This window comes from Sphingomonas sp. UYP23 (genome assembly GCF_054059235.1).
In genome coordinates, this window is sequence record NZ_JBSSBX010000001.1 from 1,007,736 (window position 1) to 1,025,233 (window position 17,498).

Here is a 17,498-nt window from a genome sequence, read left to right on the forward strand (position 1 = left end):
ATTGCGTACGATACATTACCTCCTCATAATCATGGCGTCCATCGAGCGAGGCGGGTGTTGTAGGGAGACTGAAATGGCTCGAATCATCATGGCAGACGACGACGAGATCGTCGCCGAGATTGCCATCGAAGCACTCAATGCAGCCGGGCATGCCGTAGGGCTTTTGGCAGATGGCACGGACATGATGAAAGTCATTCGAGACAGAAAGCCCGATTTGGTTATCCTTGACTGCAATATGCCCGAGAAGAACGGCATCATAGTTCTTCGAGAGATGCGCAACACAACCGAGTTTTATGATACGCCAGTCTTGATGCTTACGGGTCGCCGCGGCGAGCGCGACGTAGAACTTGCGATGTATGAAGGCGCGAACGACTATATGAAGAAACCTTTCGATCCCGATGAACTTGTTTTTCGCGTATCCGAGCTGCTGGAAAAACGACGGATTGCTATGGCCCGTCGGCCCACTCGGTGATCCGCTCTACTGCCGTGATTGGGCCCCACATGATCATACTGAGCCGGGTTTTTTATGCACCAGTCTGACACTGCCCTGCCACCCAAACGGCTTATCCGAATAATCTATGTGGAAGACGACGATCTAATGGCGGATATCGTCAAGGATCTGTTGACGAACGCCGGATATCTAATCGGTGTAATCGGTCACGGCACGCTGGCGTATGAGACGATCGCATTCAAAAAGCCCGACCTAGTGATACTTGATCGCTCGCTACCGGGCATGCAAGGAATTGAAATATTACAGCGCCTTCGAGCAACACCCGAGACGTACCTAATCCCGGTGCTAATGCTAACTGCTACCGGGGGTGAGGAGAAGATTGAAGAGGGACTTGGCGCTGGTGCTGATGGTTATCTCGTCAAACCATTCGAATCAGATGCCCTTGTTCAAAAAGTCAAAGCTATTGTCGAAAATAGTTTATTTATTCGATCCACGCGGCGCACCTAGAAACCCATTGTTGGTATGCAATGCCATCGGTTTTGGGCTGGAGGAAACTGGAGCCCTAACGCAAGTCACCCGATCTTCGATCGTTGGTTTGAATACCAGCATCCCCCACTGCCCCGTCATCGCCTTACCCGATGCAGTGGCCCCAAAATCGCCGCTGGTTGAATTCCGCTCTTGCCGTTCTCACGGAGGTGATGGATCATCTTCGGAACGATAGCTCGCTGAAGCGGGCTACCTACTGATCAGTTCGAAGGTGCAACGGAACCCAGGAGAACGGTCGTGGCTTTGTCAGATGATCAAGTAAAACTTATCAGAGAAAGCTATTGCATTATTCAAAAATCTGAAGAGTCGTACTCTGTAGATGAGCGTCGCAGCGGGGCCCCACAAAAAACCTAGCAAGCATCTGTTAAAACTAATCAATCTGGGATTATAGGGTCCTGATCGGCGCCGATCGGGGCCCGGAGAACCTTGATTCTGTTTTCCGCCACAATGACTTAGGTGCATCTAGGCTGGGCCTGGTTTCGACGCCTATTCACAGCCTACCGCCGATGTAGCAGGTCTGCCGAGTGCGACCGCCGGGTAGCCAAGCCCAGCGGCGATCATCGCGCCGTTGGCGACATCGCGCAAAAGCACATTGATAAAAGGTAATGTAACATTTTCGTTACGCCGGAGTTACGTCTTCATCTGAGCTGGGGAAAGCCAGGACTTGCCTTGCCGAGATGTCGCAACATGGCCTCGGAGGCTCAATGACCTGGCTCTGCTCGGAACCGTTCAGACGAGCGGCCCCTCCGGTTTACCAACGGTGTTAGAGGACAACGGAAATGGCTGAATATCGCGAAGCGAACGGCGACACGACCTATGTCGAGAAGCGGAGCAGCACCGGTCTTGTCATCGGCGGCATAGTGCTTGCCATCCTGATCGTGGTTGGACTGCTTTTCGCAACCGGCTTCTGGAGCGCGAATGTCAAAGGCGGCGCCCTGCCAACCGTGAACGTGAGCGCCAAGAACGGCGCCCTCCCGGACGTGACGGTGCACTCCAAAGAAGTCGTTGTCGGAACCAGCAAGCAAACCGTGACGGTCCCCAAGGTCGAAACGAAAAAGACATCGATCGACGTTCCAACGATCGGCGTCAAAGACGATAGTAAGCAATAGCATCCGTCGTCTTCGCAGGCGGGGTGGCGCCATGAAATCGACGCCACCTCCGCCGCCCACTGCGTGGTTGAATGGGACTTCCCGGCAGCCAAAGAAATCCCCGCTGTCAGAACGCCGACTGCTTGCAAGAAACGCCGACGCATCAACATCGAGGTGTCGGAATTGGACTATTCCGCAGCAGACCATGAGACATGAACGGCTTCTGTCAGATGCATTCAGTATAGGGCCGAATCAATCGTGTATCGGGGTTCAAGCAAATTAAAGGAGAAGGCTATGTTGAAAAAAATCACCCGCTCGGCAGTTTTGGCAGTCGCAGCCTTGACGACGGCTGGCATCGCCACCTTGCCCGACGTGGCACTTGCTCAAACTTATCATCATTATCGTCATCATCGCGCTTATAATGGTGGTGATCGGTATTACCGTAGTAATGCCGACCGCGGTCAATACGACAATCGCCATTGCGGAAGCGGGAACGGTGCGGTTGGCACAATTGCCGGTGGCGCTGGCGGCGCAGTGCTTGGCAACGTGTTGGGTGGCGGAACGCTCGGCACGATTGCGGGCGGCGTCGGGGGCGCACTGCTCGGGCGGACGCTCGACAAAAACAACACCCGGGATCGCAACAGAAACCGCAACGGCTGCTGATTGCAATGCGCCGCCGTTACAATGACATCGTGGCGGCGGCGCATTCTTAAACGATCGGGTCGGTTCTACGCGTTTGCCGCGATATCATGGATCGACGACCAAAGAGGATACTTATTCCAAGCCCGTGATGGTTGTTCATCACCGGGTGTTCATCATGGGCATGTTCAACACCGGCGTCGCAATGCGCCGCTGCGAACGACGAAAAATAACACTGTAGAAACCAGCGCCCCAACCGATCCGAAATAAAATTCGCGTAATCGAGAGGAGGTTTTCGTAACCGACGAACCTTCGCTGATATCGCCGAGCAGCAATATTGAAAAGCGAGTAGCCAATGCTGAAACGCCTCAATGAACTTGGGAGTCGTATTTCTGGTCGGACAGCCGATCTCGCTGGCGCACCTCTATCGATCCTGCTCGTCGCAATGTTTTGCGCTGGTTGGTTTTTGAAAGCTGGTGCCGCCGGTGAAAATACGTTGACTCTCATTCTATCTGTAGCATCGATCACCTTGACTCAGATGGTTCTTAACGGCCAGCGGCGGAGCGAGAAGGCGCTACATTTAAAGATGGATGAGTTGGTGATCGCCATGGACGGAGCCCGTAACGAGGTGGCGGGCATAGAATCAAAATCTATCGAACATCTGGAAGCCCTACGGCAGAACAGCAGTGACTTCGCTTAAAGCCTCATTCGAAGGTGTTCGCGAGAGCAATTTCGAGGGCTAGTTGCAATCAGATGGTTGATTCAACATAACGAAGAGAATTTTAGATCGGCAACGCCGAAATTAAGCAAATCGAAAATTCGTTTGTTCCGCCAATGTACTATATGAAAAACAGTACGGGGTAGGTCGGCCAGCCGGCGCTCCGCTGCCCGGCGGGAGGCCTCAAGATTACATCGAATGCTTCAAATCACGCATCTCATCCTCGCCTGCCTTGACTGTCTGCCAAGCGGACCGGATTGCCAATTTCGTCTCGGGCGACAGATCGATGTCCTTCATCGCGCCTTCGTGGCGGGCAATGCCCGGTGACCGCGAACGCCGCGACGCTCTTCGCTAAATGATAGCGGTCCGGTGGAAGCGAGCCGCCCGCGCCATGCTCGTGCTTTCGGCGCTGACGGCCCTGCCGTCCGCGGGATTAACTTCGTCCGGGCGCGTCGCGCTTACGTTCGACGACCTGCGGGTCTTCGGAAAATTCGAGTCCGCGGCAGATGGTGCCGAGGTCACTGACCGTCTGCTCGTAGGTATGACGCGGCACCGCTGGAAGGTGACCGGATTCGTCAACGAGATCCAACTCGAAGCCGCCGACCGTCCGCAACGCATCGCGCTGCTACAGCAATGGCTCGACGCCGGCATGGACCTCGGCAACCACACCTTCTCGCACCTGTCTCTGAACACGACACCGGTCGACGCTTACATCGCCGATGTCGCAAGCGGCGAGATGGTTACATCCCCGCTCCTTGCCGCCGAGGGTCGCCGCGAGCGATGGTTCCGATATCCCTATCTGGAGACGGGCACGACCGTGGCGGCACGCGCCACGTTCGAGGACTGGCTATGAAGCCGTAGGTATCGGGTGGCCCCGGTCACGATGGAAAATAGCGACTGGCAGTTCTCGGCACTCTACGATGATGCAGTCGAGCGCGGGGACGCGCGCGGGGCGGCAGCCATAAAGCGCTCATACCTTGCGTTCACGCGGAGGATCGTCGGTTGGTATAGACTGGCAGGCCGCGCGCTGTTCGGGCGCCAGCCCGCGTTCGTGTTTCTGCTCCATGCCAGCCGGCTTAACGCAGCCAGCCTAGAGGGCCTTGCAGGCATCCTGCGTGCCGAGGGGCTTAGGGTCGTGTCGCTGGACGCTGCCATGCGCGACCCCGCCTATCGCGCGCCGGATCGATATGTTGGGCGCGACGGCAACGAGTGGCTGGAGCGCTGGTCATCGACCCTACACCGCGACCTGCCATTCGAGAGCATCCCTGAGGTCCCAAGTGCTATTGCCGCGAGCGACATGAGGCTGGAATTCAAGGAGGATCCGCGCGCCGTGTCGCCACTCGGCGGCGACATACCCTTAACGCCGTAGTGCCTTATAGGCGGCCCCTCGCGCCGCGCTCGCGAGATTGCCTCATCGAACAGCTTTCGCGACACGGCGACAATAACGACGATATGCGTCCGGGCGCGCCACCGCGTTCGCGCAGCTTCTTCAGCGGCAGCCATATTCGGGACCTCGTCGCCAGCCAATAGGGGATTCGGCTAATTCGACAGTGTGGGGGGGTAGGGGTCGATCATGTTGTGGGCTTTGAAACAAGAACACTCACCGGAGATTTACCGTCACCACCCGAATCGCGAGCTCAGCGATATTAGGGTATGGGCAAGATGCAGACAGGGAGGGATCCATGAACGCAAACAAGGCACTTTGGGAGAAGGGCGACTTCACGCGGATAGCGGCGAGCATGCGGGATAGCGGCACCGCACTGGCGGCGTCGATCGGGATCAAGAGCGGTCAGAGTGTACTGGATCTCGGCTGCGGAGACGGAACTACCGCGGTACCTGCCGCTAAGCTCGGAGCGGACGTGCTCGGTGTCGATATTGCGAGTAACCTTGTCGCAGCCGGCAACAGGCGGGCCGCAGCCGAAGGGCTGGTCAATCTGCATTTCCAAGAGGGCGACGCTTCGCACCTCGATGATATCGAGAATGATCGGTTCGACCTCGTCATTAGCATCTTCGGAGCGATGTTTGCGCCGTCGCCCTCAGACGTCGCGAAAGAGATGGTCCGCGTGACTCGGCCGGGCGGAAGGATCGTAATAAGGAACTGGATACCCGGCGATCCGACGCTCGTCGCGCAGGTGCTAAAGATCAGCTCGGCCTACTCGCCACCGCCGCCCGCCGGCTTCGTCAGTCCGATGCTTTGGGGCAAGGAGGACGAGGTTGTCGCACGCTTCCAAGCCGCCGACATCGAACCGAGCTGCATCTCTTGTAGCCGAGATACTTACACCTTCGAATATCCAGGTCCGCCCGCGGCGCTCCTGAACGATTTCATCCAATTCTACGGTCCGACGATTAACGCGGTTGAGTCAGCCGAGAGCAACGGCCACGCCGAGCAGCTGAAGAGTGAGCTCCTCGCGCTGTTCGAACAGCAAAATCACAGCCCCGTCAACGATGTGACGGCGATATCGGCAGCGTTCCTCCGTGTGACCGTGCTGGTCAAATGAGGGCGACCTGTGTGTGCTTGCTACCGGTGACTCGGTAGGCCGCGAGCTCGCTTGCGCTCGCCAAGTTAAGCACTCCTGACCTGACCCCCGTCTTTCATCCAGCGGCAACCAGAGACCGGCCGTTGTTTGAGCTGCTACCCATTCTTGGACCACCCGGCTGGGCGTCATCCAGTTCCTGCCGGCCAGGGCGGGCCATGTGCCGCTGACCGGTTCACCAGCGATATCGGCGGCTTATTGCCGATCGCGCTATGTGGTCGCACCTCGTTATAGTCTCTACGCCAAGTCTCGCATTTTCCGACCGCGTCGTCGAGGCTCATGAACCAGTGCTGGTTCAGGCACTCCGCCCGGAACTTGCCGTTGAAGCTCTCGATGAACGCATTGTCCGTCGGCGTGCCAGGCCGCGAGAAGTCCAGTACGACACCCCGCATGTACGCCCACAGGTCGAGGTCTCGGGAGATGAACTCGCTGCCCTGATCCACCCGGATCGAGGCTGGATAGCCGACCTCGCCGCAGACCCGGTCCAGCACGGCGATCACGTCAGGCGCCCGGAAGCTGAACCGTGGCACTACTGCTGGCGAGAACCGGCTGAACGTGTCGATCACCGTCAGGATGCGTAGCTTCGATCCCGTGGCGAGTTGGTCATGGATGCGGCGCGGCGATCAGGATGAGCAAAGCGCGACAAACAGGATGAGGATCGCGAGGGGCTGCGGCGGCGCAGGGCGTAGCCCGGAGCCGACGTAGCCCCTCGCGATGGCGCGTTCCTGATGGGGCGTTGCCGCTGATGATCACGGTCGGTCGGGTATTCCCGGCTTCCTCGCTCGCAGGGGAAGCCGCAGATGCCCGGTCGCCACATCAACGATCATCAGATGAGGCTCTATATGAAGTTCCGACACAGTGACGGCGTCGCGACCGCGGCTGCCAAGGCCGGGTTCAGCACGGCGAGCGGATATCGGATCGCTGGCGATCCGCGGCTGCCCTCGCAAAAGGAGGCTGTTCGGGGACGACGCCGTCCCGATCCTCTGGCCGATATCTTCGACGCCGAGGTCGTGCCGCTGCTTCGTGAAGCACCCGGCCTGCGCTCGGTCGCGGTATTCGAGGAGATGCTGCGACGCCATCCCGATCTTGGCACCGGGGTCCGGCGTACGCTCGAACGACGGATCCGCGACTGGCGGGCGCTTCATGGCGAGGAGCAGGAGGTCATCTTCCGCCAGACCCACGAACCAGGCCGGATGGGACTGTCGGACTTCACCGATATGGCCGATCTCGCGGTTACGGTCGCCGGCGTTCCCCTCGATCACCGGCTCTGTCACTTTCGTCTCGTCTGGTCGGGGTTCGAGCATGCCCATGTGATCCTCGGCGGCGAGAGCTATGCCGCACTGGCCCAAGGACTGCAGAACGCGCTGTGGGCGCTCGGCGGCAGCCCGCTCGATCATCGCACCGACAGCTTGTCGGCTGCGTTCCGCAACCTCGATGCCGACGCCCGGTCCGATCTGACCCGTCGCTATGATGCGCTGTGCGAGCATTACGGCATGACGCCGAGCCGCAACAACCGCGGCGTCGCGCACGAGAACGGATCGGTCGAGAGCGCGCACGGACATCTCAAGAAGACGATCCGCGACGCACTGCTGATGCGCGGCAGCGCCGCGTTCGACGACTTGGCCGCCTATCGGCGGTTCATCGACGAGGTGATCGCGGCCAAGAACCGCCGGGCGGCAGCACGGATCGATGCCGAGCGCGTCCACCTCAAGCTGCTACCCGACCGGCGAACCAGCGATTACGAAGAGGTGATCGTCACCGTCACCTCAAGCAGCGGCTTCACGTTGCGCAAGGTGTTCTACACCGTTCCCTCGCGGCTGATCGGGCACCGCCTGCGCGTCCGGCTCTATGACGATCGGCTCGACGTCTTCCTTGGCGCGACCAGGCTGATGACGCTTCTGCGCGGCAGGTCAGTCGGGAACGGTAAGCACGGTCACGTGGTCGACTATCGGCACGTGATCCACTCGCTGCGGCGTAAGCCGATGGCGCTCATCGGCATCGTCTACCGCGAGCAGCTGTTCCCGCGCGAGGCGTATCGGCGGATGTTCGACCGGCTCCTCGAGCAACTGCCCGACCGCATCGCCTGTCGAACGATGGTCGAGCTGCTCGCGCTTGCGCACGAGCGAGCCTGCGAGGCAGAGCTCGCCGACATCCTCGCAACCGATCTCGATGCTGGTCGGTTGCCGGACATGGCGGCGCTGCGCCGACGCTTCGCGCCGGATCCCGCAACACTCCCCGAGGTCGTCGTCACGCTGGCACCGCTCAGCACATACGATATCCTGCTGAACGGAGTGGCGGCATGACCAACATGACCCAACCGATCGACGCGCAGCGTCTGACGCTCATCCTCAATGACCTGCGTCTTCCCGCGATCAAGCACCACTGGCCCGCGATGGCCGCGCGCTCGGACAAGGAGGGCTGGCCCGCTGCCCGCTTCCTGGCCGCGCTCGCAGAGCACGAGATCGCCGAACGCGATCGACGCCGCATCGAGCGGCACCTTGGCGAGGCCAAGCTCCCACCGGGCAAAACGCTCGACAGCTTCGCGTTCGATGCCGTGCCGATGATCTCGCGTGCCCAGGTCATGGCGATCTGCGCGGGCGACGGCTGGCTCGAACAGGGCGCCAACCTCATCCTGTTCGGCCCGCCGGGCGGCGGCAAGAGTCACCTGGCTGCCGCGATCGGCCTGGCGCTCATCGAGAATGGCTGGCGCGTGCTCTTCACCCGGACCTCAGATCTCGTCCAGCGCCTCCAGGTCGCGCGTCGCGAGCTGACGCTGGAGGCCGCCATCGCCAAGCTCGATAAATACCATCTGCTGATCCTCGACGACATGGCCTACGTCACCAAGGACCAGGCTGAGACCTCGGTCCTCTTCGAACTCATCAGCGCGCGCTACGAACAACGCTCGATGCTCATCACCGCCAATCAGCCGTTCGGCGAATGGAACCGGATCTTCCCCGATCCCGCCATGACACTCGCGGCCGTCGACCGCCTTGTCCACCACGCAACCATCTTCGAGATGAACGTCGAAAGCTACCGGCGTCGTACCGCCGTCCAGCGACGTACCGGTGCTGGCAGACCGCCGACCTACGCGACAATCAAGACGGTCGAGCAATCGACGCCCAGCGACAATCAAAGCACCACATAAATCTTGCCAGCGACAAACAGACGCGCCATCCCTGTCGCGCCGCGACAATCAGTTCTCATCCTGATTGACGCGCTTCTCAACCAGATCGTCGCGCTACAGTCATGGACGAAGTCCATGGCCCATACTTCATTCGAACACGACGCCGCGCAGCGTCCTTCTCTTAGCTTCGCTTTCACCCGGCGCTTCGGTGGCTTTTGTCGCAGCTGCAGCCCCAACTCCTTGTAAAGCCGATAAACACGTTTCGCGTTCACGTCCCAACCCTCCCGCCGGAGCAGCACATGGATCCGGCGATAGCCGTAACGCACGCGCGTTTCAGCGATCTCCTGCATCCGCTTCTTTAGGTCGGCCTGATCCGCGCGGCGTCCACGATAGTGGTAGCTCGATCGCTCCGCCCGAAGCACGCTGCACGCCCGTCGGATACTGACGGACCAGATGCCCCGGATGTCGTCGACGAGCTGACGCCGCCGATCAGGCCTCAGAGCTTTCGCGAGACGACATCCTGCAACATCGCCTTGTCGAGACTCAGGTCGGCCACCAACCGCTTGAGCTTCGCATTCTCATCCTCGAGTTGGCGTAATCGCCGCATCTCCGATGGCATCAAACCGGCGTATTTCTTGCGCCAGGCATAGAATGTCGCATCGCTGATCCCGGCTTTGCGGCACACCTCGCCGATCGTCGTGCCGTCCTCGGCCTGCTTCAACACAAACGCGATCTGCGCCTCGCTGAACTTCGATCTTTTCATCGCTCACTCCATCGACTGACCCTCAATCCTAAACTGGAATTTTCCAGCTCAAAACGGTCCAGGAAACGGGCAGCAGGTCACTCCCAACCACGAATATTCGGGCTCAAAACCCAATGCGGGTTGGTTGATCAATCAGACCCTTCGGACTGGGATCTCGTCTCACGGCAGCGAGATCGGCAGCATGGCCTTCCATGGCCGTTGCTCTCGCTAAGAAAACTTGAAGCAACGGAGCCGCCGCGCTGGCTTGGGAGCTAAGAGCGCGGCGGCCCACCCGAACCATCGTCCGTGGTGATCGAAATGTAATCCCATGGGCGATCATGCGCCAGTCCAATGATCGCTTTCCACTTGCTGCCCGCGAAGATTTCAGGAAGATCGCTGACGCATCGACAGATCGGTCGAGCAACTCTCTAGGGGATGCAAATGAACAAGAAACTCGTGCTCGCCGCAGGCTTCTGCCTGCTGTCGCTCACCGCGTGCGGTCACAAAACCGCTGCTGCCGACAACGTGGCCGCTGCCACCGACAATGCCGCGGACAAGATGGACGCAAACGCATCTGCAATCCGGGATACCGCCGACGCTATGGGTGGAAACACCGAAGTCGCGATGGACAATCGCGCTGATGCCTTGAACAACAAAGCGGACGCGGTCCGCGAGGCTGGCGAGAACAAGGCGGATGCCATGGACTCGGCCGCCAAAAAATAACGCCGCACCGAGTAGCGATGAGGTGCGAAATCCGCGCTTCATCGCTACCAAGTCGTGGCGAACCACGAGACGATTTTGTTTCTTCAGACCTGCTGCCGGGCGGCCACGCCGGGTCCAAGGCCGCATAGATACGAACGCTGCGACCCCACTATGGCGCGTATCTCGAAACCGCGGCGCGCGCTACGAAATGTGAGTAAAGCCGCTCTCGAAACAACGTCCTCCCGACCGCTCGTAACCGACTGGGCTCGCAAAGTCGCATTACGGCTAACGGCTCGCTCTTGCCGATGTTGCTGTTCGCTCGACCTCAGAACTTGAACCTAAAGCCAGCCTCATAGCTCTGGTCATAAAATTCGCGCTGCGTCGTCCGGTTGGGCAAGCCTTCATAATAGCGGAGCGGTGAATTGTTGAGGTTTTTCGCGTTGAAATACACGGCCATATGCTGCGTCACCTGATACGACGACGTCAGGTCGAGCTGAGTCCGCTGATCTTCGAAGGTATCGAATCCGGAAGCTCCGCCGACACCGAAGATGGCGCCATCGACATGGCTGAGCGACAGCCGCAGCTGTGCCTTATGCGCTTCGTAGAACAGGCTGAGATTGTAGGTCAGCGGCGACGTGCCCGGCAGACGGCTCGTCTCGCCCGGTCGAATGGCGAACTTCGACCAGACATAGGTCACATTGCCCAGGGCGCCGAAGCCATCAAACGGCGCCGGCAGGAAGGTGAACTTCTGGCTGTACTGCGCTTCGATGCCACGGGCGTGTGAGCTGGCGACGTTTGTGTAGGTCGTGATCGTGGTGATGCCATCGGTTATGCCGGGATAGTTGGGATCCCGGGTGACGCCGTTAATGATGTAATTGTTGAACTCCTTGTCGAATGCACCGAACGATACGATGCCTGCATTCGGCAGATAATATTCGACCTGCCCGTCAAACGCGTTGACCGTCGTTGGCTTGAGGCTCGGGTTACCGACAGAGACCGCACGGTTGCCGACATCCACCGTCGCGCCGGACAGCAGTTGCAGGAAGCCCGGGCGCCCGATCCCGGTCGAGTAGGTTGCACGTGCGACGAAGTTCTTGGCCAGATCGTAGCGAAGCTGAACGGTCGGGAAGAAATTGGTGTAGCTCGACTTGCGCGACGCTGGCGAGAACGAGTCAACGCCTAGGGCGCTGGTCGTGCGCGTCGTACCACGATAGGTGCCGTCGGTATTTTCGACCCGCAGCCCTGCAAGAACGTTCAGCTTGCCGAACTTGCCGGAATATTGCGCATAGGCCGCGTAGATGTTCTCTGTGTCGTTGAAAAATCCGGAGGCATTACGCACCGCGTTGGCGGCGCTGGTAAACTGGGTCAGCGGCGCCAAGACGGCGCGAACGCCGGAGATGCTCGCAGCATAGCCGACATTGTAGGTCCCGGCATAATAATTGGTGAACGGCCCGTCCCCAAGCACAGCAGATAACGACGTCGCCGGCATGCCCGCATAGCTCAGATTGTTCGGCTGATCGATCTTGTCACGAAAACGCAGCTTGCCGCCAACCTTGAACGCGCCGTCACCACCAAGCAAGGTGGTAGGAACCGTCACATTGAGCACGGCTGCATATTCCCGGTCATGAGCGCGCTCGGTCGCGTTGTTCGCGCCGGTAAGGGTGAATTGCGACGGGTCACTCGGATTGAAGCCCGAGGGCGACAGCGTGGGATAGAGCAAGCTCGTATTGTCATAGGCAACGGAGAAGCCCGGCTGGCCTGGGCGCGTGAAGGTGGAGTTGCGGTCGTAATCGCGGTGATAGGTCGAAGCCGTATAAGACAGCTGATAGTCGAGAATGACCTTGCCCAGATCGTTCCGGCCGCCGGCCGCCGCGATGAAATTGAGATGAGTCTCCTGTTCGTCGCGAAGCGTAACGTGCGCATCGACGCCCGTTGCAGTGATGACGCTGCCATTGGTGCTCGTAGTGTCCCCCAAGCCCCGATACTGCAGCACCGAACGGTGCACCGACTCGGTATAACCTGCATCGTTTGCGCGAATATAAAAGTGGTTCTGCCCGTCGGGATTCCAGTCGAACTCGCCGCCAAAGCCGAAGCGACGGCGATTGTAGCTATAGCGCCGCAGGTCGAGCGAATCGAGGACGCGGTCACCCGGAGTTCCGGGCTGCACGGCGTCGAGTAGACCGGGCTCGGCATCGTCAAAGCCGCGCTTGTCGGTATGAAACGAGCCGGTCAGCACAATTGCGAACTGCTTCTCCGGGCCAAAAGCCGTGCCTGCCGCCGCCTCGCCGATGAAGACGTCGCCATTCTTGTGCGCGTTCTGATAACCGCCTCCGATGGTCCCTTCGAAGAACGGCTTCGTCAAACCCACTGCGGTACGCGGTGTGAGTTCGACCGAACCGCCCAGTCCCTCGGCCTCCTGGTCTGGCATGCCGGTCTTGCGCACGACCAACCGGTCGATCGAACCGATCGGCACGGTATCGAGCTCGACGGCGCGACCGCCACCGCCGAAATAGGTGCCGCCAGGCTGCGTGTTGAGCAACGTTACGCCGCCAAACGTGGTGCCGTTCAGATTGCCGTCGATGCCGCGGATGTTGACGAAACGGCCCTCGCCGGTGTCAATCGCTAGGCTGACGCCCGGGATGCGGCCAAGCGCTTCCGCGGCATTGAAGTCGGGATATTTGACGATGTCTTCCGCTGCCTGGACATTCACCAGGTTTACTGCAGCTTTCTCCTCGGCGCGCGCAGTTTGCGCTGCTCGAGTCCCGGTGACGACAATATCGCGGCTGTCAGTTTGCGCCGCGGGTGCTGGCGCGGGCGCGGTCTGTGCTTGTGCACTGAGCGGGGCAAGCGCTGCTACCGCCGTCGAGAGAAGCGACAACGTCCGAATCTTCATGATGTTCATCCCAATCTATGCGTACGCTCGCCTTATCGACGGCGCTCTTTGACGCTCCCGGTGAAATCGGGGTGGGGATGAATTGTTACAGCAATGGGACTTTGCGGCCTGTTTTCCTAACGTTGGCAAGAATCAATCTTCATGAGATCAGCGCAAGACCGTGTTGAGATCGCAACATTGCCGCAGAACTCCAAAGCTATACTGTCTACTTCGGCGAGTAAGCTTTATGCGCTCGGAACCACCATGCGATGGACCACCAGAGCACTGCCCATCCCGACCCGGCGATCCAGCCGGCGACGACGTCAGTCGTCCAATGGACGCCCAGGTATAGGCGCGACAGACCGATCGCCGATGTGAGCGCGACGGCGCAGCACAGGATATAGACGCGAAGGCGCAAAGTCGGCACCGCAAGCGCGACCAGCCCAGCAAGTGTAAGGTAGATGACGGCCGAGTTCATCGCATGGCCGCTTGGAAAACTCGCGGTACCAAAACTGGCAAGATGCGCCACGACGTCGGGACGGGGGCGATCAAACAAGAGCTTCAGCGCGGTGGTGAGGAGACCGCCGGTTGCAGACGCGGCGACGAGCAGAAGCGCGAGCTGTCTTTGGCGCGCCAGCATGAGAAAACCAGATACCATCGCCACGACGATGACGAGGGTGGCGTTGTCGCCAAGCGCAGTGAGGTCGAGCATCGCTGCCCGCAACGCCGTTTTCCAAGGCGCATCGCCCTCTGTAGCGTGACGGAGGCGCGTGAGGACAGCTATGTCGAAAGCCTTGGTGTCGCCCTCCATCACCTCCGAGCCGAGATAGAAGATGATTAGCAGCGTCAAGGCAGTCAGCGCGAACGCCAGCAGGACGACCAGCTCAGGACGCTCCCTAGCGTACGCGCGTGCCCTGCCGATCACGCCCGCTTTAAGACCAGGACGTGAAAAGACCCAGGCAGCATCACAGGTCGGCCACCGGCAGTAGCGGGGGCGCCGAACTTAGCAGTCGGTAGATAGATCGACCCCGTCTTTGGATCGAGCGCTCCGGTCCGTGCGCCGACCTCGGTCTTGACGACTCCGACATGCGTCACTGCGACGCCAGTGAGGGCGAGGATATCGAGAATGCCATCCTTTCCGCAGGGGATGAAGGCGAGACCACGGGCTTCATCCATGATCACCGCATCCGGCCCCGAACCGATATCGACCAGCGCCGTCAGCTGCCGCTTGTGCGCATCAACAATGGCGGCCTTGCCGTTGGCGCACGATGCGATCAGCCGGTCATGCGCTTTGTCATAGCCAAGGCCTGTGGGGGCCTTGCAGCCCGGAAGCGCGATCGTCTTACCCGCAGCCCCGCGCGTGACATCGACGGTATCGATCTCGTCTTTGTCCTCGTTATTGATAAACAGCGTGCCGTCCGACCCGAACGCTGCATATTCGAGCGCTGGGCTCACCTTTATGGTCTTGGTCACCTTTGCCGCAGCGAGGTCGATCACCGATACGGTACCGCTGTCGGCATTCATGACGAACGCGTGAGTCATCGTGGCGTCGAGGAGAGCAGCATCGGGCTTCTTACCGACCGGAATGCTCGCGAATTCCGTGCCCGACCCGGTGTCGAACAACCGCACGGTGCCATCGGTCCCGCTCGTCACGAGGAGCTTGCCCCCGGGCAGCGGCACTACCGCGTGTCCGCGCTGCACATTACCGAGCGAAGAAACCGCGCCTGTCGTCACGTCGATTACCGTGACGGCATTGCTGCGCGCGACATAGACATGGCTGCCGTCATCATCGGCTCTCGCATAATCCCACGACCCATCGGGTCCGGCGATAGACTGGGCCACCGAATAGGTCGGTGCCGGAGTTGCGGCGATCACGAGCGGCATGGCAGCGGCGGCGAGCAAGGCAGGAAGCGAATGGCGGGGCATTGCGGTCTCCGGGATAATAGCCAGCGCCTTCTGACCCGGCGGGTGCCGCACGTCACGTTAGGGATTGCTAATCTGCTTGGTTTTTTGACGGGCTGGCGCTGTGTTCTAACGCTGGTGGGGACTTGGGAAAGGTTATGCGCACGCGCAGCCCCGGGCTATTATCCAGGAGGTCGATGCGCGCATGATGGAGTGCGGCAATCGCCGCGGCGAGCGACATGCCCAAACCGGTGCCGGGCAGATGACGGCTACGATCAAGTCGGTAAAAGCGGGAAAGAACATTGACGCGTTCCCCCGCCGGAACGCCCGGGCCATCATCGCTGATGGTCGCGATGACACTGTCGTCCATGCGTTCCAGCTTACTGACGATCAGGCTGCCAGCGGGGGTGTGCCGGATTGCGTTGTCGATCAGGTTCGTCAGCATTTGTGCGAGCAATTCCGCGTCTCCCGCAACGACGAGCCCGGGCTCATGCTCCGCCAGCAGGGTCTTGCCGTCATCTTCTGCCACCGGCTGGTGAGCTGCCACCACGTGCCGGATGACTTCGCTCAAATTCACGGGGCGAAAATATTGCCGGCCGTCACCCCCTTCCAGCGTGCCGATCCGCAGCAATGCTCGAAAGATCGCAAGGATTTGATCGGTCTGAAGAACAGCGACATCAATTCCCGCTGTGTAGTGGTCGATACTATTTGCCTCTCGCGTCGCCTCGAGTTGCTGGCGCAGCCTGGTCAACGGTGTGCGCAGATCGTGCGCGATGTCGGTCGTCACTTGGCGCAAACCTTCCATCAACGCGCCGATCCGGTCGAGCATGGCATTTAGGTTCGACGACAGAAGGTCGAATTCGCGGCTGATCCCGATCGTCGGCAGCCGTTCCGCGACATTACCTGCCATGACCCGGCCGATCGCGTCGTTGACGCGGTCCAGCCGCCGCATGAACAGACCCCCGAGTAGATACCCGCCTACCAGCACGAACATCGTGATGAAAACCCCGGCGACTAGCGTGAAGCGATCAAGCCCTCGGCGTAGCTCCTGAACGTCGTAAGTGTCGGTGGCAACGACCAGCACGCCTCCCTCGGGCATTGGCACGCCAAGGCTCTTCAGCATTTCGGGGCGGGCGTCCGCTTCCTGCGGATCGTCCAAAACCTCGACCTCGCCCCACCCTATCTTTGCGTTGCTTGTGCCGATATCGTTTACGAGCAAGCGCCCCCGGCGATCGGTCAGTTGGTAGCGAAAGGCCTCTTCACCGCCAGCCCTCCGATGAAGAGCGATCGCCTGGAGCAGGTTGGACCGACCGCCCTCGCGATCCTCGCCCTGCAGGATGGCCGCTTCGCTTTTCAGGCCTCCATCGGTTGCTTCAACGGCATAGCGTGAGATTGAGCGTTCAACGACGGCGAGGAGCAGCGCGGCGCCCGCCCCAAACACGAGTGCGAGAAGCAATGCGAAGCGAAAAGCGCCGCTGCGAAAACCGCTAAGCCAGCGCATCGAGACTATAACCCGATCCGCGGATCGTGTGGATCAGCTCCCGGTCGAAACCGCGGTCAACCTTCGACCGCAATCGGCTCATATGGCTCTCGATTATGTTGGTTTGCGGATCGAAGTGGAACGACCAGACATTTTCGAGCAGCATCGAGCGTGTCACGATCTCGCCGGCGTGGCGCATCATATACTCGAGCAGCTTGAACTCCTGTGCCTGAAGTAGGATCTGCTGCCCGGCCCGTTTGACGCTGCGCTTGATCAGATCGATTTCGAGATCAGCGACGCGGAGCGCGGTCACGACGTCAGTCGCAGGCCGTCGCCGCAACAGCGCGTTCACGCGCGCTATGAGTTCGATCGCAGCGAACGGCTTGACCAGATAGTCGTCGGCCCCAGCGTCGAGTCCCTCGACGCGATCGTGCACGCCATCGATCGCGGTTAGGAACAGTGCCGGCGATCGAACCCCCGCTGCGCGGAGTGCCTTGAGTACGCCAAGACCGTCGATGCCGGGTACCATGCGATCGAAAATCAACACGGCGTACTCATTGATCGAGCCGAGAGAGATCGCGTGGCGCCCGTCGCTGCACACGTCAACGACATAGCCGGCGGCGACCAGCGTGCGTTCCAGATGCACCCGTGTGGCGTCGTCATCCTCGAGCAGCAACAGCTTCATGGCATCCTCTCGAGC

At 60.1% G+C, this 17,498-nt stretch carries 16 protein-coding genes and 2 pseudogenes; 11 read left to right on the forward strand and 7 right to left on the reverse strand.

The genetic code is table 11. The features are described from left to right. Positions 1-73: 73 nt before the first annotated feature. From ACVWYO_RS05040 to ACVWYO_RS05075, 8 genes are all read left to right on the forward strand, one after another. A complete protein-coding gene (locus tag ACVWYO_RS05040) occupies positions 74-472 on the forward strand; it encodes a response regulator transcription factor (protein WP_457349049.1) in 399 nt (132 codons plus the stop codon). Between the two features lie 54 nt (positions 473-526). Then, positions 527-958 carry a response regulator transcription factor gene (locus ACVWYO_RS05045; protein ID WP_457349050.1) on the forward strand — a complete coding sequence of 144 codons (432 nt, stop codon included), beginning with the start codon at positions 527-529 and terminating at the stop codon, positions 956-958. Positions 959-1,776: 818 nt separating this feature from the next. Further along, positions 1,777-2,106, forward strand: coding sequence for a hypothetical protein (locus ACVWYO_RS05050; RefSeq protein WP_426265366.1), 330 nt, complete (start codon positions 1,777-1,779; stop codon positions 2,104-2,106). A 273-nt stretch (positions 2,107-2,379) separates the two neighbouring features. Continuing rightward, complete coding sequence (locus tag ACVWYO_RS05055) at positions 2,380-2,748, forward strand: hypothetical protein (protein ID WP_457349051.1); 369 nt, start codon at positions 2,380-2,382, stop codon at positions 2,746-2,748. Positions 2,749-3,079: 331 nt separating this feature from the next. Beyond that, positions 3,080-3,424 (forward strand): low affinity iron permease family protein, encoded by a 345-nt coding sequence (locus ACVWYO_RS05060; protein ID WP_426265368.1) that lies wholly within the window; start codon positions 3,080-3,082, stop codon positions 3,422-3,424. 409 nt (positions 3,425-3,833) lie between these two features. After that, positions 3,834-4,295, forward strand: a complete 462-nt coding sequence (locus ACVWYO_RS05065; RefSeq protein WP_457349052.1) for a polysaccharide deacetylase family protein — start codon at positions 3,834-3,836, stop codon at positions 4,293-4,295. Positions 4,296-4,310: 15 nt separating this feature from the next. Next, on the forward strand, positions 4,311-4,811 hold the full coding sequence (locus tag ACVWYO_RS05070) for a hypothetical protein (RefSeq protein WP_457349053.1): 501 nt from the start codon (positions 4,311-4,313) through the stop codon (positions 4,809-4,811). A 313-nt stretch (positions 4,812-5,124) separates the two neighbouring features. Continuing rightward, positions 5,125-5,940, forward strand: coding sequence for a class I SAM-dependent methyltransferase (locus tag ACVWYO_RS05075; protein WP_457349054.1), 816 nt, complete (start codon positions 5,125-5,127; stop codon positions 5,938-5,940). Positions 5,941-6,104: 164 nt separating this feature from the next. Here ACVWYO_RS05075 and ACVWYO_RS05080 read toward each other — a convergent pair. After that, positions 6,105-6,587: pseudogene (locus ACVWYO_RS05080) on the reverse strand (integrase core domain-containing protein); the annotation flags it as partial. A 189-nt stretch (positions 6,588-6,776) separates the two neighbouring features. Between ACVWYO_RS05080 and istA the strand changes: the two are divergent. Beyond that, complete coding sequence (gene istA, locus ACVWYO_RS05085) at positions 6,777-8,279, forward strand: IS21 family transposase (protein WP_457349055.1); 1,503 nt, start codon at positions 6,777-6,779, stop codon at positions 8,277-8,279. Positions 8,280-8,284: 5 nt separating this feature from the next. Next, positions 8,285-9,121: an IS21-like element helper ATPase IstB gene (istB, locus tag ACVWYO_RS05090; RefSeq protein ID WP_457354858.1), complete on the forward strand. Its 837-nt coding sequence runs from the start codon at positions 8,285-8,287 to the stop codon at positions 9,119-9,121. Positions 9,122-9,207: 86 nt separating this feature from the next. On the opposite strand, the pseudogene ACVWYO_RS05095 reads toward istB, so the two are convergent. After that, a pseudogene (locus ACVWYO_RS05095) lies at positions 9,208-9,863 on the reverse strand (transposase); the annotation flags it as partial. Positions 9,864-10,283: 420 nt separating this feature from the next. On the opposite strand from ACVWYO_RS05095, the gene ACVWYO_RS05100 reads away from it, so the two are divergent. Further along, the gene (locus tag ACVWYO_RS05100; RefSeq protein WP_322164274.1) at positions 10,284-10,565 is read left to right on the forward strand and encodes a hypothetical protein; all 282 of its coding nucleotides are present in this window, start codon (positions 10,284-10,286) and stop codon (positions 10,563-10,565) included. A gap of 304 nt (positions 10,566-10,869) precedes the next feature. Here ACVWYO_RS05100 and ACVWYO_RS05105 read toward each other — a convergent pair whose 3' ends face one another. The 5 genes from ACVWYO_RS05105 to ACVWYO_RS05125 all read right to left on the reverse strand — a co-directional run bounded on the left by ACVWYO_RS05105 (position 10,870) and on the right by ACVWYO_RS05125 (position 17,483). Further along, positions 10,870-13,446: a TonB-dependent receptor gene (locus ACVWYO_RS05105; RefSeq protein WP_457349056.1), complete on the reverse strand. Its 2,577-nt coding sequence runs from the start codon at positions 13,444-13,446 to the stop codon at positions 10,870-10,872. A gap of 196 nt (positions 13,447-13,642) precedes the next feature. Further along, positions 13,643-14,227 (reverse strand): phosphatase PAP2 family protein, encoded by a 585-nt coding sequence (locus ACVWYO_RS05110; protein ID WP_457349057.1) that lies wholly within the window; start codon positions 14,225-14,227, stop codon positions 13,643-13,645. A 110-nt stretch (positions 14,228-14,337) separates the two neighbouring features. Then, positions 14,338-15,342, reverse strand: coding sequence for a gluconolactonase (locus ACVWYO_RS05115; RefSeq protein ID WP_457349058.1), 1,005 nt, complete (start codon positions 15,340-15,342; stop codon positions 14,338-14,340). A 67-nt stretch (positions 15,343-15,409) separates the two neighbouring features. Further along, positions 15,410-16,819: a sensor histidine kinase gene (locus ACVWYO_RS05120; RefSeq protein ID WP_457349059.1), complete on the reverse strand. Its 1,410-nt coding sequence runs from the start codon at positions 16,817-16,819 to the stop codon at positions 15,410-15,412. Further along, the gene (locus tag ACVWYO_RS05125) at positions 16,806-17,483 is read right to left on the reverse strand and encodes a winged helix-turn-helix domain-containing protein (protein WP_457349060.1); all 678 of its coding nucleotides are present in this window, start codon (positions 17,481-17,483) and stop codon (positions 16,806-16,808) included. Before ACVWYO_RS05125 ends, ACVWYO_RS05120 begins: the two co-directional genes overlap by 14 nt. Between the last annotated feature and the right edge of the window lie 15 nt (positions 17,484-17,498).